Genomic DNA, 21,290 nt, shown 5'->3' on the forward strand with positions numbered 1-21,290 from the left:
GTAGGGGCGGCCACTGACAATGCCCTGGGCTTTGAGTGTTTGTGCAGGTCAGCGGGGGTAGGGGAGGTAGGGGGTGGGTTCCTGGGCCGGGATGGTGGCCGGGCCGGCGGGGGCGTCGGGGGCGGTTTCCCGGGGCAGGTCGGACGGGAGCAGGGAGCCGATCCACAGGTCCCGGCGGATGCCGCCGTGCACCAGTTTGGCGCGCAGGGTGCCCTCCCGCTGGAAGCCGACCTTGCGGGCGACTGCCCAGGAGCCCGCGTTGCCGGCCTCGGCGAGCCATTCCATGCGCTCCACGCCCAGCTCGCGGAAGGCCCAGCGCACCACGGCGCCGGCCGCCTCCGCGGTGTAGCCCTTGCCGCGCTGTTCCTTCACGGTCCAGTAGCCGAGCTCGGCCTGCCGCTCCACCGTGCGCAGCCGGTCCAGCCGCACCAGGCCCATGGAGCCGACGAGCGTCCCGTCGGCCCGGGTGACCACCGCGAAGGTGTAGGCGGTGTCGTCCCGCCAGCCGTCGGGGACGACCGTGCCGACGTACTGCTCCGCGTCGTCGCGGCCGTACGGCGAGGGGACGACGGTCCAGCGGGGGATGTCGGGGTCCTGGCAGGCGGCGTGCACCGCGGGTGCGTCGGCGGGCTCGAAGGGGCGCAGCAGGAGGCGGTCGGTGGTGAGCGTGACGGGCTTCATAGGGTGAGTCTGCTGCGCCGTGGGGTCTGCTGCGAACCGTTTTCGCCGTGTTCCCGGGGCGACCGCCGGAGCCGTGTACGGGACGGTTGGCGGGATCTTTCCCGGAACTTTTCGCGGGTACCGTTCGGGCGCTTCGGCGGAAACTTTTCCGGCACCTTCTCGCGGGCTCGTGCGTTGACGTGGCGAGGGGTCGGCGGGCATCGGCTGCGGCGGACCTCCCGGCCGGACAGCGTCCTCCTTTACGATGGCCGTTGCGGCGGGGCCTGCCCCCTGGAAACATGCCGCGCCCGCGCACTCGACCGTGCAGGCCCGACCGGCAAGGAGACCAGCCCAAGTGTCCGTCTTGACGAAGATCATGCGTGCAGGCGAAGGAAAGATCCTGCGCAAGCTGCACCGCATCGCGGGCCAGGTGAACTCCATCGAGGAGGACTTCGCGGCCCTCTCCGACGCCGAGCTGCGCGCGCTCACCGACGAGTACAAGCAGCGCTTCGCCGACGGCGAAAGCCTCGACGACCTGCTGCCCGAGGCGTTCGCCACGGTCCGTGAGGCCGCCAAGCGCGTGCTCGGCCAGCGGCACTACGACGTCCAGCTCATGGGCGGCGCCGCCCTGCACCTCGGCTATGTCGCGGAGATGAAGACCGGTGAGGGCAAGACCCTGGTCGGTACCCTCCCGGCGTATCTGAACGCGCTGTCCGGCAAGGGCGTCCACCTGATCACGGTCAACGACTACCTCGCCGAGCGCGACTCCGAGATGATGGGCCGGGTCCACAAGTTCCTGGGCCTGACCGTCGGCTGCATCCTGGCCGACATGACGCCGGCCCAGCGCCGCGAGCAGTACAACTGCGACATCACCTACGGCACCAACAACGAGTTCGGCTTCGACTACCTGCGCGACAACATGGCGTGGTCGAAGGACGAACTGGTCCAGCGCGGCCACAACTTCGCGATCGTCGACGAGGTCGACTCGATCCTGGTCGACGAGGCCCGTACGCCGCTGATCATCTCCGGCCCGGCGGACTCGGCCACCAAGTGGTACGGCGACTTCGCCAAGTTGGTGCTGCGCCTCAAGCGGGGCGAGCCGGCCAACCCGCAGCGCGGTATCGAGGAGACCGGCGACTACGACGTCGACGAGAAGAAGCGCACCGTCGGCATCCACGAGTCCGGTGTCGCCAAGGTCGAGGACTGGCTGGGCATCGACAACCTCTACGAGTCGGTCAACACGCCCCTGGTCGGGTACCTCAACAACGCGATCAAGGCCAAGGAGCTGTTCAAGCTCGACAAGGACTACGTCGTCATCGACGGCGAGGTCATGATCGTCGACGAGCACACCGGCCGTATCCTCGCCGGCCGCCGCTACAACGAGGGCATGCACCAGGCCATCGAGGCGAAGGAGGGCGTGGAGATCAAGGACGAGAACCAGACGCTCGCCACGATCACCCTGCAGAACTTCTTCCGCCTCTACGACAAGCTCTCCGGCATGACCGGTACGGCCATGACCGAGGCCGCCGAGTTCCACCAGATCTACAAGCTCGGCGTGGTCCCGATCCCGACGAACCGCCCGATGGTCCGCAAGGACCAGGCGGACCTGATCTACCGCACCGAGCCCGCGAAGTTCGACGCGGTCGTCGAGGACATCGCCGAGAAGCACGAGAAGGGCCAGCCGATCCTGGTCGGCACCACCTCGGTCGAGAAGTCCGAGTACCTCTCGCAGCAGCTCAGGAAGCGCGGTATCGCGCACGAGGTGCTCAACGCCAAGCAGCACGAGCGGGAGGCGTCGATCGTCGCCCAGGCCGGCCGCAAGGGCGCCGTGACGGTCGCCACCAACATGGCCGGCCGCGGTACGGACATCAAGCTCGGCGGCAACCCCGACACTCTCGCCGAGACCGAGCTGCGCCAGATGGGGCTGGACCCGGTCGAGCACGTGGAGGAGTGGGCGGCCGCGCTGCCCGCCGCCCTGGAGCGCGCCGAGGCGGCCGTGAAGGCGGAGTTCGAGGAGGTCAAGGAGCTCGGCGGGCTCTACGTCCTGGGCACCGAGCGGCACGAGTCGCGGCGTATCGACAACCAGCTGCGCGGCCGGTCCGGCCGGCAGGGCGACCCGGGCGAGTCGCGGTTCTACCTCTCCCTGGGCGACGACCTGATGCGGCTGTTCAAGGCGCAGATGGTCGAGCGGGTCATGGCGATGGCCAACGTGCCCGACGACGTGCCGATCGAGAACAAGATGGTGACGCGGGCGATCGCCTCCGCCCAGTCGCAGGTCGAGCAGCAGAACTTCGAGACCCGCAAGAACGTCCTGAAGTACGACGAGGTCCTCAACCGCCAGCGCGAGGTCATCTACGGCGAGCGCCGCCGCGTCCTGGAGGGCGAGGACCTCCAGGAGCAGATCAAGCACTTCATGGACGACACGATCGACGCCTACATCCAGGCGGAGACCGTCGAGGGCTTCGCCGAGGAGTGGGATCTGGACCGCCTGTGGGGCGCGTTCAAGCAGCTCTACCCGGTCAAGGCGACCATCGAGGAGCTGGAGGAGGAGGTCGGCGACCGGGCGGGCCTGACGGCCGAGTTCATCGCCGACGCCATCAAGGAGGACATCCACGAGCAGTACGCCGCCCGCGAGGAGCAGCTCGGCTCGGAGATCATGCGGGAGCTGGAGCGCCGCGTGGTGCTGTCCGTCCTGGACCGCAAGTGGCGTGAGCACCTCTACGAGATGGACTACCTCCAGGAGGGCATCGGCCTGCGGGCGATGGCTCAGAAGGACCCGCTGGTGGAGTACCAGCGCGAGGGCTTCGACATGTTCACCGCGATGATGGAGGGCATCAAGGAGGAGTCCGTCGGCTATCTGTTCAACCTGGAGGTCCAGGTGGAGCAGCAGGTCGAGGAGGTCCCGGTGGAGGAGGCCGCGGAGCAGGCTGAGGAGGCTGTTCCGGCGGCGGCCGGCGCGGGTCGCCCGGAGATCCACGCCAAGGGCCTGGAGGCGCCGCAGCGGCCCGACCGGCTGCACTTCACCGCGCCCAAGGTGGACGGCGACGGCAGCGTCATCGAGGGCGACTTCGTCAGTGACGCGGACGGCGACGGCCCGGCGCGTTCGGAGTCCGACGGGCTGACGCGTGCGGAGCGGCGCAAGGCGCAGAAGAGCGCGGGGCGCCGCCGCAAGAAGTAGGCGGTCCGCTCCGCGGCGGAGACGGAAGCGGAGGGCGCCCTGGCCATGGCCGGCCGGGGCGCCCTTTGCGTTGCCCGGGCGCGCCGGCCGGCGTGGCCGGGGCGTGGCCGGGACCTGTCGGGTCCTAGGGCAGCGGTCCGATGTCGAGGGCGGCGCAGCGCCAGCGGGCGTCGGTGCCTCGTTCCAGGCGGAACGCCAGGGCGCGCAGGCGGGCGCCGGTGGTGATCCGGGCGAACGCCTCGATGACCCCCTCGCGGGGGCGGCACAGGCCGCACTGGCGCAGGGCCGGGACGGGGGCGCGCAGGCCGGGGGCCACGTAGGGGCGCAGCGGTGACAGCGGGGCGAGCTCGGCGAGGCGGTCGTAGGCGGCGGGCAGGGCGTGCCCGAGGAGGACGTGGACGGGGCGCTGGCCGCTCAGGGCGAGCAGGAGCTGGTGGGCGAACCAGAGGTGGGGCCGGTTCTCCTGGGCGCGGAGCCGGGCGCCCGGGGTGGGGAGCGGGCCCGGGGCGGGGCGGTGCTGTGGGGTGGTGCGGGAGAGGTACGGGGTGCGGGTGGGGCCGCGGTTGCCGGCGGCGCCCGGGCCGCGGCCGGCGGGGCCGGTGGGGCGCCGGGTGCCGCGGCGGGGCGGGGGAGGGGTGCGTCGCGGGGCGCCGGGCGACGGGGTGGGTGCCGGTGTCACGGGCGGTTGGGCGGGAGCGGTGGGAGTGGTGGGACCGCTGTACGGGGCGTCGGAGACGTCGGAGGCATCGGAGGCGTCGGTGGTGCCGGCGTCGGCGGGGGAGCGGCGGGGGTGGGGGACGGTCGGGGCGGGGGCCGGGGTGCCGGTGGCGGTGTCGGGGGCCGGGCGGTCGGGGCGCGGGCCGTGCGGTGCGGTGGCGGACGGGGCCCGGCGGGCGTCCGTCGTGGTGCCGGTCGTCGTGCCGGTCGCGGCGGTGCTGTCGCTGGTCGTGTCCGTCATCGCGGTGCCCCCTCGTGCCGGGCCCGGAGTCATTACCGGGCGGTAGCTTGTGGTGTGCGATCTTGTCGGCGGGGTGCGGGAGGCGGCAAGGCGCCCGGCCGGCCGCGGTGCGGCGGGAGATTTTCACCCGTCCGTGGCACCGGCCCGGGATCACGGGCCGCGCGCGGGGCACCGGCCGGTCGGGCGGACGGCGGGACGGGCGGCTCCCGGGCGGCACGAAGGGGGACGCACCGCCGTATGCTGGCTGGGCATTCTTCTGGATCTAGCGAGAGCGGCTGCCATGCGTGTCTACGTCCCCCTGACGCTTTCCGGGCTCGCTGAGGCACACAAGAGCGGTGAGCTGGGGGCCGGCCCGCTGCTCGCGTACGCCGTCACGCCCGCGCTGCGGGAGTGGTACGTCTCGGACGACATCGAGGAGCTGGAGTACGCGGCGCTCAACCGCGCGGCGCAGGCGTCGCTGCGGCTCCTGGCCGGGCACCCGGAGGCGCCCCGGCGGCGGGTCGTGGTGGCGGTGGACGTGCCGGACCGGAGCGCGACCGTGGACCCGGACCGCGGGCTGGACCAGTCTGCCCTGGGCGAGGTGCGGCTCGCCGGGCCGGTGCCGCTGTCGAAGGCGGCGGCGGTGCACGTGGACGCCGTGGACGCGGCGGAGGACGTGGCGGCGGCCGCGGCGGCGCTGGGCGCGGCCGATCTCGGCGACGACGACGCGCAGTTCACGGTGGACGGCGCCGAGGACCACGACCTGATGTGGTTCGGGGTGCAGGAGATCCCGCAGCTGCTGGCGTGACGCCCGGCGCGGCGGCCGCGGCCCGTCCCCGGCGGGCGTTGTCAGTGGCGGCGGGTACGGTTTTTCCCATGGCAGACGCACGGGGGAAGGACCGGGGGGACGGCATGAGGAAGCCCGACGCACACATCGTGTGGGACTGGAACGGCACCCTGTTCCACGACATCGACGCCGTGATCGCGGCGACCAACTCCGCCTTCGCGGAGATCGGCCTGGAGCCGATCACGCTGGAGCGGTACCGCGAGCTGTACTGCGTGCCGGTGCCGGTGTTCTACGAGCGGCTGATGGGCCGGCGGCCCACCGAGGCCGAGTGGCTGGTGATGGACGCCGCCTTCCACCGGCACTACACCGAGCAGCGGGTCGGGTGCGGCCTCGCCGAGGGCGCCGAGGCGCTGCTCGCGGCCTGGCAGGGGGCCGGGCGGAGCCAGTCGATCCTCAGCATGTTCGGCCACGACGAGCTGATACCCCTGGTGCGCGGGCTGGGCATCGCCTCGCGGTTCATACGCGTCGAGGGCCGCACGGGTCCGTCCGGGGGGTCGAAGAGCGCGTCCATGGTGCGTCATCTGGCGGCGCTGGAGAGCGTCGATCCGGGGCGTACGGTGGTGATCGGGGACGCCGTCGACGATGCGGTGGCCGCGCGGGACGCCGGAGCGCACGCGGTGCTGTACACGGGCGGGTCGCACAGCCGGAGCAGTCTGACGGCCGCCGGGGTGCCGGTGGTGGACAGTCTCGCCGAGGCCGTGCAGGTCGCGGAGGACCTCGCGAGCTAGCGGTCCGGCCCGGCTGCCGCCGCGGACGCCCGTCACCATGCAGCGCGCGTACGCCGTCCCGGCGCCCCTTTGTCCAGAAGGGCCAAGTTAAGGGCGTGGTTTTACGTGCACGGCGCATAACGGGCCGCTCGCCGGGAGAGATAGCCTTGGCACCGTGATCAGCGCGATAGTCCGCGGGGGCGGCAAGGCCCCCGCCGAGCGCCCGGGACACGACCGTGACCGGGCGACCGCTGACCGTTGCGGCCGCCGATCCGCGTCGACTCCGTCACATCCCGTCGACGACGGCACGGCCTCCCCCCATCGCGGCATAGCGTCGACAGCGACCGGACACCCCGCGTCGCGAGGGCGTTGTGCGGCTTTCGCAGCCCTTCCCACGTTTTTCCACGACGTCACGCAACGGCGCGCGACAGGAGCCAGAGGACATGCAGACCAAGCTGGACGAAGCCAAGAACGAGCTGCTCGCGAGGGCCGCCCGGGTAGGTGAGAGCCCGGCCGGGGGCAAGACCCCGGCCCGCGGACTGGACCCGGACACCCTCGCGGGATACCTCCAGCGCTACTACCTGCACACCGCCCCCGAGGACCTCACCGACCGCGACCCGGTCGACGTCTTCGGCGCCGCACTCTCCCACTACCGCCTCGCCGAGCACCGGCCCCAGGGCACCGCGAACGTCCGGGTGCACACCCCCACCGTCGAGGAGAACGGCTGGACGTGCAGCCACTCCGTCGTCGAGGTGGTCACCGACGACATGCCGTTCCTGGTCGACTCGGTCACCAACGAGCTCTCGCGACAGGGCCGCGGCATCCACGTCGTGATCCACCCGCAGTTGACCGTGCGGCGGGACGTCACCGGCAAGCTGATCGAGGTCCTGGACGTCAACGGCGACGTGCACGGGCCCAACGGCGGCGGCAAGGCCGCCGAGCGGCCGCACGACGCGGTCACCGAGTCCTGGATCCACGTCGAGATGGACCGCGAGACCGACAAGGACGACCTCAAGCAGATCACCGCGGATCTGCTGCGGGTGCTGTCCGACGTCCGCGAGGCCGTCGAGGACTGGGACAAGATGCGCTCCGCCGCTCTGCGGATCGCCGAGGACCTGCCCGGCGAGCCGATCGCCGACGACATCCGCGCACAGGATGTCGAGGAGGCCCGCGAGCTGCTGCGCTGGCTCTCCGACGACCACTTCACCTTCCTCGGCTACCGCGAGTACGAGCTGGCCTCCGCGCCCTGTGAGGACGGCGGGGAGGAGGACGTCCTCACCGCGGTCCCCGGCACCGGCCTGGGCATCCTGCGCTCCGACCCGGCGCACCGCGAGAGCGACGCCGGCCACCCCGTCTCGCCGTCCTTCAACCGGCTGCCCGCGGACGCCCGCGCCAAGGCCCGCGAGCCCAAGCTGCTGATCCTCACCAAGGCCAACAGCCGCGCCACCGTTCACCGGCCCTCCTACCTCGACTACGTCGGCGTGAAGAAGTTCGACAAGGAGGGCAACGTCATCGGGGAGCGGCGCTTCCTGGGCCTGTTCTCCTCCGCCGCGTACACCGAGTCCGTGCGCCGGGTGCCGGTGATCCGCCGCAAGGTCGCCGAGGTCCTCGACGGCGCCGGATTCAGCCCCCACAGCCACGACGGCCGCGACCTGCTCCAGATCCTGGAGACCTACCCGCGCGACGAGCTGTTCCAGACCCCGCCGGACCAGCTGCGGTCCATCGCCACCAGCGTGCTCTACCTCCAGGAGCGCCGCCGGCTGCGGCTCTACCTCCGCCAGGACGAGTACGGCCGCTACTACTCCGCCCTCGTCTACCTCCCGCGGGACCGCTACACCACCGCCGTCCGGCTGCGGCTGATCGACATCCTCAAGGAGGAACTGGGCGGCACCAGCGTCGACTTCACCGCCTGGAACACCGAGTCGGTGCTCTCCCGGCTGCACTTCCTCATCCGGGTCGAGCCCGGCACCGCGCTGTCCGAGCTCACCGACGCGGACGTGGACCGCATCGAGGCCAGGCTGGTGGAGGCCGCCCGCTCCTGGGCCGACGGCTTCGCCGAGGCGCTGACCGCCGAGGTCGGCGAGGAGCGCGCCGCCGAGCTGCTGCGCCGCTACGCCCACGCCTTCCCCGAGGGCTACAAGGCCGACAACAACCCGCGCAGCGCGGTCGCCGACCTCCAGCACCTGGAGAAGCTCACCGGCGAGGCCGGCCGGGACTTCTCGGTCAGCCTCTACGAGCCGGTCAACGCCGGGCCCGGCGAGCGCCGCTTCAAGATCTACCGCCGGGGCGAGCCGGTCTCGCTGTCCCGGGTGCTGCCCGGCCTGAACTGCCTGGGCGTCGAGGTCACCGACGAGCGCCCGCACGAGCTGCGCTGCGCCGACGCCACCCGCGCCTGGATCTACGACTTCGGTCTGCGGATGCCCGAGCACGTCTCGGGCGACGACGCCCGCGAGCGCTTCCAGGCCGCGTTCACCGCGGTGTGGACGGGCGCCGCCGAGAGCGACAACTTCAACAAGCTGGTGCTGCGGGCCGGCCTCGACTGGCGCCAGGCGATGGTGCTCCGCGCCTACGCCAAGTACCTGCGGCAGGCCGGCTCGACCTTCAGCCAGACGTACATGGAGGACACCCTCTCCAACAACGTCCACACCACCCGGCTGCTGGTCTCGCTCTTCGAGGCGCGGATGTCGCCGGAGCGGCAGCGCGCCGGCACCGAGCTGATCGACGGACTGCTGGAGGAGCTGGACGGCGCCCTCGACCAGGTCGCCTCCCTCGACGAGGACCGCATCCTGCGCTCCTTCCTCACCGTCATCAAGGCGACCTTGCGCACCAACCACTACCGGCACGACGGCGACGGCCGGCCGCGCTCCTACCTGTCCCTGAAGCTGGACCCGCAGGCCATCCCCGATCTGCCGGCGCCCCGCCCGGCGTACGAGATCTGGGTGTACTCGCCCCGCGTCGAGGGCGTCCACCTGCGGTTCGGCAAGGTGGCGCGCGGTGGTCTGCGCTGGTCGGACCGGCGGGAGGACTTCCGCACCGAGATCCTCGGCCTGGTCAAGGCGCAGATGGTCAAGAACACCGTCATCGTGCCGGTCGGCGCCAAGGGCGGCTTCGTCGGCAAGCAGCTGCCGGACCCGGCGCAGGACCGCGACGCGTGGCTGGCCGAGGGCATCGCCTGCTACCGGACCTTCATCTCGGGCCTGCTGGACATCACCGACAACCTCGTCGCCGGCGAGGTCGTCCCGCCCAAGGACGTCGTCCGGCACGACGAGGACGACACCTACCTCGTGGTCGCCGCCGACAAGGGCACCGCCACCTTCTCCGACATCGCCAACGAGGTCGCCGAGTCCTACGGCTTCTGGCTGGGCGACGCGTTCGCCTCCGGCGGCAGCGCCGGCTACGACCACAAGGGCATGGGCATCACCGCCCGCGGCGCCTGGGAGTCGGTCAAGCGGCACTTCCGCGAGCTGGGCCACGACACCCAGACCCAGGACTTCACCGTCGTCGGCGTCGGCGACATGTCCGGTGACGTCTTCGGCAACGGCATGCTGCTCAGCGAGCACATCCGGCTGGTCGCCGCCTTCGACCACCGGCACATCTTCCTCGACCCCAAGCCGGACGCGGCGACCTCGTACGCCGAGCGCCGCCGGCTGTTCGAGCTGCCGCGCTCCTCATGGGCGGACTACGACACCGCACTGCTCTCGCAGGGCGGCGGCATCCACCCGCGGTCGGCCAAGTCCATCCCGATCAACGCCCAGGTGCGGGCGGCGCTGGGCATCGAGCCCGGCGTGAAGAAGATGACGCCGGCCGATCTGATGCGGGCCATCCTCAAGGCCCCGGTCGACCTGCTGTGGAACGGCGGCATCGGCACGTATGTGAAGGCGTCGACGGAGTCGCACGCCGACGTGGGCGACAAGTCCAACGACGCGATCCGGGTCGACGGCGAGGAGCTGCGGGTCAAGGTCGTCGGCGAGGGCGGCAACCTCGGCCTGACCCAGCTGGGCCGGATCGAGTTCGCCGCGGCCGGCGGGAAGATCAACACCGACGCGATCGACAACAGCGCCGGTGTGGACACCTCCGACCACGAGGTCAACATCAAGATCCTGCTCAACTCCGTCGTCGCGGACGGCGACATGACGGTCAAGCAGCGCAACCGGCTGCTGGCGGAGATGACCGACGAGGTCGGCTCGCTGGTGCTGCGCAACAACTACGCGCAGAACACCGCGCTGGCGCTGGCCATCGCCCAGTCCTCCAGCATGCTCCACGCCCAGCAGCGCTTCATGCGCCGCCTGGTGCGCGACGGGCATCTGGACCGCGCGCTGGAGTTCCTGCCCACCGACCGGCAGATCCGGGAGCGGCTGAGCGCCGGGCGCGGCCTGACCCAGCCGGAGACCGCGGTGCTGCTCGCCTACACCAAGATCACGGTGGCCGACGAGCTGATCCACACGGCACTGCCGGACGACCCCTACCTCCAGCACCTGCTGCACGCCTACTTCCCGACCGCGCTGCGCGAGAAGTTCACCGAGCAGGTCGACGGGCACGCGCTGCGCCGCGAGATCGTCACCACGGTGCTGGTCAACGACACCGTCAACACCGGCGGTACGAGCTTCCTGCACCGGATGCGGGAGGAGACCGGGGCGTCCCTGGAGGAGGTCGTCCGGGCGCACACCGCGGCCCGTGCGATCTTCCGGCTCAACCAGGTCTGGGACGACGTCGAAGCGCTCGACAACGTCGTGGCGGCCGACGTCCAGACCCGGATCCGGCTGCACTCGCGCCGGCTGGTCGAGCGCGGCACCCGCTGGCTGCTCAACAACCGCCGCCAGCCGCTGGAGCTGTCCGGGACGATCGACTTCTTCGCGGAGCGGGTGGCGCAGGTCTGGGCTGAGCTGCCGAAGCTGCTGCAGGGCAGCGACGTGGAGTGGTACCAGACGATCCTGGAGGAGCTGACCGACGCCGGGGTGCCGGAGCCGCTGGCCGTCCAGGTGTCCGGCTTCTCCTCGGTCTTCCCGGCGCTGGACATCGTCGCCATCGCGGACCGGACGGGCAAGGAGCCGCTGGCCGTCGCGGAGGTCTACTACGACCTCGGCGACCGGCTGCGGATCAACCAGCTGCTGGACCGGATCCTGGAGCTGCCGCGGAACGACCGCTGGCAGTCGATGGCCCGGGCCTCGATCCGCGAGGACCTCTTCGCGGCGCATGCCGCGCTCACCTCGGACGTGCTGTCGGTGGGTGACGGGTCGGCGACGCCGGAGGAGCGGTTCAAGGCGTGGGAGGAGGCGAACGTGGCGATTCTGTCGCGGGCGCGGTCCACGTTGGAGGAGATCCACGGGTCCGAGGGGTTTGATCTGGCGAATCTTTCGGTGGCCATGCGGACTATGCGGACGTTGCTGCGGACGCATAGCTGAGGCGGTGGGGCGGCGCCCTTGGGGCGCCGGCCCTTTGTCCTCAAGCGCCGGACGGGCTGATTGTGCCTGTCCGGCGCTTGGCGTTTCCGGGGCCGGGGCTTCCGGGGTGGCTGTGGTGGGCCCGTGCGGGCCGGGGTATCGCTTCGCTCGTCCTCAAACGCCGGACGGGCTGGGAATTGCTGGCCGGGCTGGGAATTGCGGGCCGGGCTGGTATTTGTCGGACGGGCTGGAGATGCGCCGGCCGGGGGTATCGCTGCGCTCGTCCTCAAACGCCGAATTTGGGGCTGGAGAGTGGTCTAGCCCTGGGTGAAGTTTTCGTAGGCGGTGAGGACTTGTTCGGTGGGGCCGTCCATGCGGAGGACGCCTTTTTCGAGCCACAGGACGCGGTCGCAGGTGTCGCGGATGGAGTTGTTGTTGTGGCTGACGAGGAAGACGGTGCCGGCTTCCTCGCGCAGTTCGCGGATGCGGGCCTCGGAGCGCTTCTGGAAGGCGCGGTCGCCGGTGGCCAGCGCCTCGTCGATCAGCAGCACGTCGTGGTCCTTGGCGGCCGCGATGGAGAACCGCAGCCGGGCCGCCATACCGGACGAATAGGTGCGCATCGGCAGTGAGATGAAGTCGCCCTTCTCGTTGATGCCGGAGAAGTCGACGATGGCGTCGTAGCGCTCGCGGACCTGTTCGCGGCTCATGCCCATCGCCAGGCCGCCGAGGAGGACGTTCTTCTCGCCGGTGAGGTCGTTCATCAGGGCCGCGTTGACGCCGAGCAGGGAGGGCTGGCCGTGGGTGTAGACCTTGCCGCGCTCGGCGGGGAGCAGGCCGGCGACCGCCTTGAGGAGGGTCGACTTGCCGGAGCCGTTCGAACCGATCAGGCCGATCGACTCGCCGCGGTAGGCGGTGAAGGAGACCCCCTTGACCGCGTGCACCTCGCGCACGCCCGCCGAGGGGCGCCGCCGGATGATCCGGTTGAGCGCCGCGGTCGCGCTGCCCTTGCCCGCACCGGTGCCGTAGACGCGGTAGACGATGTGCAGGTCGTCCGCGATGACGGTCGGGACGCGGGTCTCGTCCGCCGCCGTCGGCCGGGTGTCGTCCATGTGCTCAGCCACGTCCGTACCGCTCCTCCGCCTTCCAGAAGTACACATACCCGACGACCCCCGCGAGCAGCGCCCAGCCGGCCGCGAACGCCCATACGTGCGGCGGGAGTTGGTGTTTGGTGAAGCTGTCGATGAGTGAGAAGCGCATCAGGTCGATGTAGACCGCGGCGGGGTTGCCGTTCAGCAGCACCACCACGATCTGCGGCAGGTGCTTGCCCTTGAGGATCACGCTGATGCTGAACATCACGCCGGACGCGTACATCCACGTCCGCAGGATGAAGGGCATCAGCTGCGCCAGGTCCGGGGTCTTGCTGCCGAGCCGCGCCATGACCATCGCCAGGCCGGTGTTGAAGACGAACTGCAGGGTCAGCGCCGGGAACACCAGCAGCCAGGACCAGGTGGGCACCTGCCCGAAGGCCAGCAGGATGACGACCAGCACGGCCATGGAGTAGAGCAGCTGCTGCAGCTGGGCCAGGCAGAACGAGATCGGCAGGCAGGCCCGCGGGAAGTGCAGCGCGCGCACCAGGCCGAGGTTGCCGGAGATCGCCCGGGTGCCGGCCATCACCGAGTTCTGCAGGAAGGTGAAGACGAACACGCCGGTGACCAGGTACGGGATGTAGTCCGGGACGCCCTTCCGGGTGCCGATCAGCACGCCGAAGATCAAGTAGTAGACGCCGGCGTTGAGCAGCGGGGTGATCACCTGCCACAGCTGGCCGAGCTTGGCGGTGGTGTACATCGCGGTGAGCTTGGCGGTGGCGAACGAGGTGATGAAGTGCCGCCGGTGCCACAGCCGGCGGGTGTACTCGGACAGCGAGGGGCGGGCGCCGCTCACCGTGAGGCCGTGGCGTTCGGCCAGGGCGCGCAGCTCGGGGTCGGGTGCGGCGCCGGGGCCGGCCGGGCGGGCGGGTGCCGGGCCGCCGGGGGTGGGGGTCGGGGGCGCGAGGGTCTGGGGCATGCGGCGATGTCTTTCGTAGACGGGTGCGCTTTTGTGCGGGGCGCGCTGTCGTACGGGGCGTCGGGCGGAACGGGCAACGACGGAACGGGTCCGTATCGTCGCGACGTCGAGACTAGGGCGGACGTACGTCGAAACGCAACCGTAGCGTCGTGCCGCTAGGATCAAGGCATGGCAAAAGACGGCACCGAGAGCGAGAGAGGCCCGGCGGCGCCCGGGGCGCGCCGGACCCCGGCCGGCGCCGCCGTGCTGCGGGAGGACAAGACCGCCGCGATCCGCGCGGCGGTCTTCGAGGAGCTGGCCGCGGTCGGCTTCGCCCGGATGTCCATCGAGGGCATCGCCCGCCGGGCCGGGGTCGGCAAGACCGCCGTCTACCGGCGCTGGCGCTCCAAGCTGCACCTGGTCCTGGACGTGGTCTCCGCGGTCGCCGCGGCGGGGCTGCCGGCCCCGGACACCGGGACGCTGCGCGGCGACGTGCGGATGGTGCTGGAGGTCGCGGCCCGGGCGCTGCGGCACCCGATGGCCTCGCAGATCATCCCGGACCTGCTGGCCGAGGCGGCGCGCAGCCCGGAGCTGGCCGAGGCGCTCAAGACGGCGTTGCACGACAGTCAGGAGGGGGTCGCGACGGCGGTGGTGGCCCGGGCGGTGGAGCGCGGCGAGCTGCCCGCGGACGTCGATCCCCGGCTGGCGCTGGACCTGCTGACCGGGCCGCTGTACTGGCGGCTGCTGGTGGTCCGCGACGAGGTGCCCGCGGGCTATCTCGACGCGCTGGCCGGGTCGGTGGCGGCGGCGCTGGGCGCGGAGCAGTAGCGCCGCGCCGCGTCGCCGGCCGCGAGGGCGGCCAGGTCGCAGGCGTCGCAGGTGAAGACTCGAACGTGCAGCGGCAGTTCGGCTTTCACCGCACCGCACGTCGAGCAGACCCTGGACGACGGGAACCAGCGGTCCGCGACGCTCGTTCGGCAGGCGGTCCGTCAACTCGGCTCCGGGTGAGGGGAGTCCGCCCCTGAGGCCGTCGTCCGCGACGGCGGGTGGCGCCGAACGGGTGAGTGGACAGGGCCAGAAGTGCGGCGCGCCCGGCTGGTCGCGCGGGATGGCCGGGGCCCGCAAATACTGGGGAGGTGCCCCGGTCAGGACCGTCAGGACCGTTCGTCTCCCGCCGCCGGTTGCTCCAGGCGACCGGCGGTGCCGTTCTCGTGGCCACCGCGGGTGCCGGTGTGTGGGCCTGGGTGTCCCCCGACGCGGCCCGCCCGGCTCCGCCGGCCCGCGAGCAGCAGCCTCCCGAGGAGCTGGCCGAGCAGGTGTTCCTGCATGTCATCGCGCACCCCGACGACGGCCTGTTCTTCATGAACCCGGGGCTGTACCAGGCCATCCGCAGCGGCGCGCGGGTGGTGACGGTGTGCCTGACGGGTGGTGAGTCCGACGGCCGCAACGCCCCCCGCGGCAGCGCCCTGCACGACCGGGTGGTCCCCGACCGGCCGGCCTTCGCCCGGGCCCGGGTCAACGGACTGCTCGCCGCGCACGCCCAGATGGCCACCGGCGACCGCGGCAGCGTCTGGGACGGCGAGGCCCGCACCCTGCTGCCCGGCTTCCAGGTGGAGATCCAGACGCTGCGCGCCGCCCCCCAGCACCAGCTGGTCTTCGTGGAGCTGGTCGAGGCCCGCTCGGTCTGCCAGCCGCGCGTCACCAGTCTGCGCGCCCTCTGGCTCGGGGTGGCCGACTCGCTGCCCACCCTGCGGCCCGAGGGCAGCCCCGTCCAGCGGCAGTTCCGCTACACCCGCGACCAGGTCACCGACACCCTGGCGGCGGTCCTCGACTGGGTGCGGCCCACCGTCGTCCGCACCCTGGACCCCGACGCGGTGCACTCCGACAAGCCGCCGCTGCCCGCCCCCGACCCCCGGCTGGCCGGCCTGCGCTACTTCGACCACCAGGACCACACCGCCTCCGCCCACTTCACCCAGGCGGCGCTGGCCCGCTACTGGGGGCGCGGCCGGCCCGCCCCGGCCATCGTGGAGAGCTACCTCGGCTACGAGCTCGGGGTGCTGCCCAACGACCTCGACCTGTCCACTGCCCGCCGCAAGGCCGGCACGCTGAACGTCTACGGCTGGGCCGACCACCGCCCGTGCGGCGACCCGGCCGGCTGCGGTGACCGCAAGGTCGGCGGCACCGCCCTCAACGGCAGCCCGCGGAACTGGACCCGCAGCACCCGGCTGCGCGCCCCCGGCTCCAACGCCTGGGTGCGGCCGGCCCGGGACGGGCGACTGACCGCCTTCGCGGTGCTCGGCGGGGCCGCGTACTGCTGGGCGGAGACCGGGCCGGGCAGCGGCCGGTTCGGCGCGCCGGACCGGGTCGGCGGGGAGCTGCTGGAGGGGCAGATCCACGCGGTGCGCCACCCCGACGGGACCCTTCAGCTGTTCGCGTCCCGGACGGTGCTGCCGGGGCCGGGCACGGCGCACCGGCGCGAGCTGGTCACCGCGCGGCAGACCGGCACCGGCCGGGGCGGGCGGCCGGCCTTCGGGGCGTGGGAGTCGCTGGGCTCCCCGGAACGGGACCCGGTCCGGTCGCTGGAGGTCGGGTTCCCCGCCGCGGTGGCCGCCCCGGACGGCACGGTGCACCTCTTCGTGAAGACCTGGGACGGCGGGGTCGGCCACCGCAGCGGGCCGCACGGCGTCCGGTGGTCGCCGTGGGACCGGCTGGAGGGCCCGGCCGGCGTCGGCACCCTGAAGGCGTCGCCGCAGGTCGTCGACGGGATCGACGCCTGTGTGGATTCTGAGGGGCTGCTCCACCTGGTCGCGCCCAGCGTGCGGACCGTGCAGCACTGGGTGTCCAAGGAGCCGGGGGAGACGCCGCGGCCGGGCGCGGCCACCGGGCTGCCGGTGCCGGGCGGCCCGGTCAGCATCGCCCCGCTGGCCGGCGGTGTGGTGCGGATCGCCTACCGGGAGTCGAGGACCGCGCGGGTGGTGATCGCCGAGCGGCAGCGGGCGATGGGCAGCTGGCGGGTCTCCGGGCAGTGCGAACGGGCCGGCGGCTTCGGGCGGGTGGCGCTGGCCCCGGCCGGCCGCGGCGACCGGATGGTGCTGGCCGCCCGGGACGACGCCGGCGACGTCCGGGTGGCGATGGCCGAGGCCGCGCCCAAGCCCTGGCAGCGGTGCCGGCTGGCGCACTCGGCGGCGGCCGGGGTGGCCGGCGACCCGGCCGGCCGGGCGGTGCTGGTCGCCCTCGGCAACGACGGCCGGCTGTACGCGGCCCGGCAGGACAGGGCCGGGCAGACCGCGCCGTTCCTGGCCTGGCGCGCGCAGGGCCGGTGACGGGACTTCGCGGACCTCGCTGCCCCGTCAGGCCGCCCGCCCCGGGCGCACCGCCGGCGGCTCGGGCCGGTCGGGGCCGGTGGCGTCCGGGCGGGCCGGCGGGCGCAGGATCCGGCGGGAGACGAGGAAGGTGACCGGCAGTGCCAGCAGGGCCGCGGCCAGCGGCGCCGCCACGCTGTCCATCCCCAGCCAGCTCACCAGCGCCACCAGACCGGCGCTCTGCACCGCGTAGTTGGTGGCCTGGGTCAGCGGGAAGAGCAGGAACTTCCGCCAGGTGGGGCGGGTGCGGTAGGTGAAGTAGGTGTTGAGGAAGAACGAGCCGACCAGGCTGAGGACGAAGCCCGCCGTGTAGGCCGCGAAGTACGGCAGCAGCCGGTGCAGCGGCAGGTAACAGGCGTAGAACGTCGCGGTGTTGACGACGCCGACCGCCGTGAACCGGACGACCTGGCCCCAGGGGAGCGCCGCGGCCGGACCGCGCATCAGCGGGACCGCGGGCCGACGGCGGCGGTCCCGGGCGGGGCGGACGCGGTCACCGGGTCGGGCGGCGGCGTGGCGCCGTCGCTCTCCTTGACCAGGAAGTGCGGCCGCCGCTTGGTCTCGTAGTAGATCCGCCCGATGTACTCGCCGATCAGCCCGAGCATCACCATCTGCAGGCCGCCCAGCCCCACGATGATGGCCACCAGCGTCACATAGCCGGGCGCGGTGACCCCGCCGACGACGGCCGCGCCGACGACCCACAGGGCGTAGAGGGTGGCGAGCAGCGCCAGGCCGAGGCCGGCGTAGATGGCGGCGCGCAGCGGACGGCAGTTGAAGGAGATCATGCCGTCGATGCCGTAGTTGACCAGCGCGCCGAAGCGCCACTTGGTCTCGCCGTCCGCCCGGGCGGCGTTGCGGTAGTCGAAGCTGACGGTGTCGAAGCCGATCCAGGAGAACAGGCCCTTGGAGAAGCGGTTGTACTCGGGCAGCGAGACCAGCGCGTCCACGGCCTTGCGGGACAGCAGCCGGAAGTCGCCCGCGCCGTCGACGAGTTCGACGTCGATCCAGGTGTTGACGGCGCGGTAGTAGAGGCGGCTGAGGGTGGTGCGCAGCCGCCGGTCGCCGTCCCGGCTGCGCCGGGCGATGACCTGGTCGTGGCCGAGCTGGTAGAGGTCGAGCATCTTCTCGATCAGCTCCGGCGGGTGCTGGAGGTCGGCGTCCATGAGGACCACCGCGTCGCCGGTGGCCGCCCGCAGCCCGGCCAGCATCGCCGGTTCCTTGCCGAAGTTGCGGCTGAAGGAGAGGTAGCGGGTGGTGCGGCGGTGCTGCTGGGCCAGGGCGCGGATCCGGGGCAGGGTCCCGTCGAGGCTGCCGTCGTCCACGTAGCACAGCTCGTACTCCACCGCGAGGCCGTCGAGGACCGCGCGCAGCTGGTCGTCGAAGCGGCCTATGACGGCCTCTTCGTTGTAGCAGGGGACGACGATGGAGAGCTTCATGAGCGGGCCGTTCGCCGGAGTTCGCCGGGTTTCAGGGGACGGCCCGCGCGGCCGGCCCCTGAAAGGCCATTTTACGAATCGGGACGAAACGCACTATTCGGGAAGGCGGGTGGAGGGAGGCGGCGCCGCCTCCGGCGGAGGGCCGCCGTGCCGGCCACCGCCCCCACCGCCAGCGCCCCCGCCCCGCTCACCGCAAGCCCCGCGGCCAGCCCCGGAGGCTCGTACGCACAGCTCAGCCGGGTCGCCCCGGGGCCCAGCGGAACGGCCGTCAGACCGCCGAACGACCCGGGCTCCCGGACCGGCCCGCCGTCCACCGAACAGCCCCATCCGGACACCGCCGGCAGGGCGAGCACCGCGGTCCCCGCCGCCCCCGGACGCAGCCGCGCCGTCAGGTCGTGGCCGCCCACGGTGAGCCGCACCGGCCCCTCCAGCGCCCGCACCGCCGCCGCCAGCCGCCCCCTGTCGAGGCAGCCCACGGCCCGCTCCGGCACGAACGCGCGGTGCTGCCCGGCGAACCGCACCCGCACCACCCCGTCCGCCGGAACGGTGCCCAGCCGCCGCAGCGGGTTGGCGGTGCCGTCCCACCGGCCCACCGCCCGGGCGGCCCCGCCCGGCCCGGCGACCTCGCCCGCGAACCACGGCGCGTACCACAGCGCCAGGCTGCCCGGGGTGCACCGCGCGGTGAAAGCCGCCCCGCCGTCGGCCGCGCCCGGCCCGACCGGCACACCGGTGTCCGGGCCGGGCAGCGGGCGGTCCGGCAGCAGCCAGCCGCCGGGTGCCCGCTGCGGGGCCGGGCCGGTGCCGGGCACCAGCCGCGGCACCTCGTAGACCCGGGCGCCCAGCACCCGTTCCTGGCGGGCGAAGACGGTGTCCGGGCCGGTGGCGGGCCCCGGCAGCGGCCCGCGCCGCACGGTCAGCAGCGGCGCCGGCCGCCCGCGCACCACCCTGAGCCGGCCGCGCGGCGCGCCCGGCGCCGGCGGCACCAGCGCACTGCTCACCCCCATCAGGGCCCGCCCCACCGGGTCCTGGAAGCTGAGCGTGTGCCGCCCCCGGATGTACCAGCCGGCGCCCAGCCCGCGCAGCGTCCGCGCGGCCGCCGCCGGCATGTAGCTGCTGTAGTACGCGCCGCCCTCGCCGCCGAGCAGCAGCGGATCGTTGTCGGCGAACTCGTGCGGGCCCGGGTCCGTACGGGACCGCGGCCAGTCGTCCCGCTCGGCCAGCCCCCGCCGGACGGCCAGTGCCCCCCCGGACATGGTGGGTTTCGGCCGGAAGAACGGGATCGCGTCCCGCGCGGCGGTCACCGAGACCGCCGTGCCGGCCGCGGTCAGCGTCACCGCGGCGGTCAGCGCCGCGGTGACCGCCGCCCGGCCCCGCCGCCGCGCCCGGAGGCGGTCCTGCGCCGCCAGCGCCGCCAGGACCACCGCCCCGCCGCCCGCCACCATGAGCCAGGTCGCGCCGCTCACCGCGCTCCGGTTCCGGCAGCACAGCAGCAGCACCGCGACCAGCCCCGCCCCCGCGGCCAGCTCCCGCGGCCGCGGGCGGTGCGCCAGCGCCAGCCAGGCGATCATCACCAGCACCCCGCACAGCACGAACGCGGCCCGGTACGGGCTCCCGTTGGGCAGCGCCAGGCCGTGCCACAGCAGGATCGTCGGCCGCCACACGAACGACGCGCCCATCCCCACCGCCAGCAGCGTCCAGCCCACCCGGGCCCGTACCGGCACCGCCCGGACGAACGGGAAGGCCGCCACCAGCAGCAGCGCCGCCACCCCCACGGAGACGTTCGGCGCCGGCACCGTGCCGTGCCCGGGCGGCAGCAGCTTCGCCAGCTGGTCCAGCAGCGGCGGCCGCCCCTCGTACACCGCCGGCGGCGGCTGCTGCGCCACCCGGCTGGCCCGCAGCGTCACCGTCAGCACCGGCGCGGCCAGCGCGATCCCGGCCGCCGCCATGCCGGCCGCCCGGCCCACCACCCGCAGCCGCCCGCCCCGCGGCTCCTCCACCAGCAGCCGCACCGCCAGCACCAGCCCCGTCGCCAGCGTCGCCATCGCCGCGGTGTAGAAGTTCCCGGCCCACGCCACCGCCACCAGCAGCGTCCCCGCCACCCACCGCACCCGCCACAGGCACCAGTCCGCCGCGATCCCCAGCAGCGGCAGCGACACCAGCCCCCACATCCACATCGGATCGGCGTGCCCGTCGTGCAGCACCCACCCGCACAGCCCGTACCCCACCGCCAGCAGCGCCCGCAGCCCGCCGGGACCGGCCCGCAGCCGCCCCAGCAGCACGGTCATCAGCGCCGCGCCCAGCCCGATGCTCAGCAGCGTCACCAGGAACACCGGCAGATCCACCAGCGCCCGCGGGAACACACCCACCAGCAGCGAGAACGGGTTCATCAGATACGTGACGAAGTCCGCCAGGAACGGGACGCCGTATCCGCTGCCCCAGTTGAAGAACAGGTCCCCGTGGGCGCCGCCGTGCAGCAGGTCCCACAGCCGGGCGTGGAAGGGCACGAACTGGTTGCCCAGGTCGTTCACCGAACGGGCCCGCGGCCCGAGCGGATAGCTTCCGTGGACGGCCAGCGCCAGGCAGTACGCGCCCATGGACAGCAGCGCCGCGAGCCCGGGCGCGGCCGCCCGGCGCCGGGCCCGCCCCGCGGGCCTGGCACGCGTCGCGCCGGACGGACTCCGGGCAACCTCCCGGTCCCGGACCCCCTCTTCGGGGGCGGAAGGTGTCGGGCTCACCGGCGCT

The 21,290-nt window shown here is 73.0% G+C and carries 14 protein-coding genes and 1 pseudogene; 7 read left to right on the forward strand and 8 right to left on the reverse strand.

The window, feature by feature from the left end; all coding sequences use genetic code 11:
• Nucleotides 1–48 precede the first annotated feature (48 nt).
• A complete protein-coding gene (locus ACRAS8_RS21915; protein WP_438487694.1) occupies nucleotides 49–681 on the reverse strand; it encodes a GNAT family N-acetyltransferase in 633 nt (210 codons plus the stop codon).
• A gap of 334 nt (nucleotides 682–1,015) precedes the next feature.
• On the opposite strand from ACRAS8_RS21915, the gene secA reads away from it, so the two are divergent.
• Nucleotides 1,016–3,838, forward strand: a complete 2,823-nt coding sequence (secA, locus tag ACRAS8_RS21920) for a preprotein translocase subunit SecA (RefSeq protein WP_438487695.1) — start codon at nucleotides 1,016–1,018, stop codon at nucleotides 3,836–3,838.
• Nucleotides 3,839–3,962: 124 nt separating this feature from the next.
• Here the strand turns inward: secA and ACRAS8_RS21925 are convergent, their stop codons facing one another.
• Nucleotides 3,963–4,796, reverse strand: a complete 834-nt coding sequence (locus ACRAS8_RS21925) for an Rv3235 family protein (RefSeq protein WP_438487696.1) — start codon at nucleotides 4,794–4,796, stop codon at nucleotides 3,963–3,965.
• Between the two features lie 280 nt (nucleotides 4,797–5,076).
• Between ACRAS8_RS21925 and ACRAS8_RS21930 the strand changes: the two genes are divergently transcribed.
• The 3 genes from ACRAS8_RS21930 to ACRAS8_RS21940 all read left to right on the forward strand — a co-directional run bounded on the left by ACRAS8_RS21930 (nucleotide 5,077) and on the right by ACRAS8_RS21940 (nucleotide 11,731).
• Complete coding sequence (locus ACRAS8_RS21930) at nucleotides 5,077–5,583, forward strand: DUF6912 family protein (protein ID WP_438487697.1); 507 nt, start codon at nucleotides 5,077–5,079, stop codon at nucleotides 5,581–5,583.
• A gap of 104 nt (nucleotides 5,584–5,687) precedes the next feature.
• A complete protein-coding gene (locus ACRAS8_RS21935) occupies nucleotides 5,688–6,350 on the forward strand; it encodes an HAD family hydrolase (protein ID WP_438490562.1) in 663 nt (220 codons plus the stop codon).
• A 422-nt stretch (nucleotides 6,351–6,772) separates the two neighbouring features.
• The gene (locus ACRAS8_RS21940; protein ID WP_438487698.1) at nucleotides 6,773–11,731 is read left to right on the forward strand and encodes an NAD-glutamate dehydrogenase; all 4,959 of its coding nucleotides are present in this window, start codon (nucleotides 6,773–6,775) and stop codon (nucleotides 11,729–11,731) included.
• Nucleotides 11,732–12,027: 296 nt separating this feature from the next.
• Here the strand turns inward: ACRAS8_RS21940 and ACRAS8_RS21945 are convergent, their stop codons facing one another.
• Both ACRAS8_RS21945 and ACRAS8_RS21950 read right to left on the reverse strand, forming a co-directional pair.
• Nucleotides 12,028–12,819 (reverse strand): ABC transporter ATP-binding protein, encoded by a 792-nt coding sequence (locus tag ACRAS8_RS21945; RefSeq protein ID WP_438490563.1) that lies wholly within the window; start codon nucleotides 12,817–12,819, stop codon nucleotides 12,028–12,030.
• A 4-nt stretch (nucleotides 12,820–12,823) separates the two neighbouring features.
• On the reverse strand, nucleotides 12,824–13,774 hold the full coding sequence (locus tag ACRAS8_RS21950) for an ABC transporter permease (RefSeq protein WP_438487699.1): 951 nt from the start codon (nucleotides 13,772–13,774) through the stop codon (nucleotides 12,824–12,826).
• Between the two features lie 168 nt (nucleotides 13,775–13,942).
• Here ACRAS8_RS21950 and ACRAS8_RS21955 point away from each other — a divergent pair, with 168 nt between their 5' ends.
• Entirely contained in the window at nucleotides 13,943–14,581 is a 639-nt protein-coding gene (locus ACRAS8_RS21955; protein ID WP_438487700.1) for a TetR/AcrR family transcriptional regulator, read from the forward strand.
• Here ACRAS8_RS21955 and ACRAS8_RS21960 read toward each other — a convergent pair.
• Nucleotides 14,527–14,682: pseudogene (locus ACRAS8_RS21960) on the reverse strand (hypothetical protein); the annotation flags it as partial. The gene ACRAS8_RS21955 and the pseudogene ACRAS8_RS21960 overlap by 55 nt on opposite strands.
• On the opposite strand from ACRAS8_RS21960, the gene ACRAS8_RS21965 reads away from it, so the two are divergent.
• Together ACRAS8_RS21965 and ACRAS8_RS21970 are read left to right on the forward strand one after the other, a co-directional pair.
• Nucleotides 14,633–14,761 (forward strand): hypothetical protein, encoded by a 129-nt coding sequence (locus ACRAS8_RS21965; RefSeq protein WP_438487701.1) that lies wholly within the window; start codon nucleotides 14,633–14,635, stop codon nucleotides 14,759–14,761. The pseudogene ACRAS8_RS21960 and the gene ACRAS8_RS21965 sit on opposite strands and share 50 nt — an antisense overlap.
• Nucleotides 14,762–14,889: 128 nt before the next feature.
• Complete coding sequence (locus ACRAS8_RS21970; protein WP_438487702.1) at nucleotides 14,890–17,076, forward strand: PIG-L family deacetylase; 2,187 nt, start codon at nucleotides 14,890–14,892, stop codon at nucleotides 17,074–17,076.
• Nucleotides 17,077–17,103: 27 nt separating this feature from the next.
• Here ACRAS8_RS21970 and ACRAS8_RS21975 read toward each other — a convergent pair whose 3' ends face one another.
• The 3 genes from ACRAS8_RS21975 to ACRAS8_RS21985 all read right to left on the reverse strand — a co-directional run bounded on the left by ACRAS8_RS21975 (nucleotide 17,104) and on the right by ACRAS8_RS21985 (nucleotide 21,283).
• Nucleotides 17,104–17,556 (reverse strand): GtrA family protein, encoded by a 453-nt coding sequence (locus tag ACRAS8_RS21975; protein WP_438487703.1) that lies wholly within the window; start codon nucleotides 17,554–17,556, stop codon nucleotides 17,104–17,106.
• Nucleotides 17,556–18,548: a glycosyltransferase family 2 protein gene (locus ACRAS8_RS21980; RefSeq protein ID WP_438487704.1), complete on the reverse strand. Its 993-nt coding sequence runs from the start codon at nucleotides 18,546–18,548 to the stop codon at nucleotides 17,556–17,558. The genes ACRAS8_RS21975 and ACRAS8_RS21980 overlap by 1 nt, the downstream gene beginning before the upstream one ends.
• A 71-nt stretch (nucleotides 18,549–18,619) precedes the next feature.
• Complete coding sequence (locus ACRAS8_RS21985; RefSeq protein ID WP_438487705.1) at nucleotides 18,620–21,283, reverse strand: YfhO family protein; 2,664 nt, start codon at nucleotides 21,281–21,283, stop codon at nucleotides 18,620–18,622.
• Nucleotides 21,284–21,290: the final 7 nt, after the last annotated feature.

It is taken from the genome of Streptomyces sp. S186 (assembly GCF_051603415.1).
In the GTDB taxonomy this organism is placed as follows: domain Bacteria; phylum Actinomycetota; class Actinomycetes; order Streptomycetales; family Streptomycetaceae; genus Streptomyces.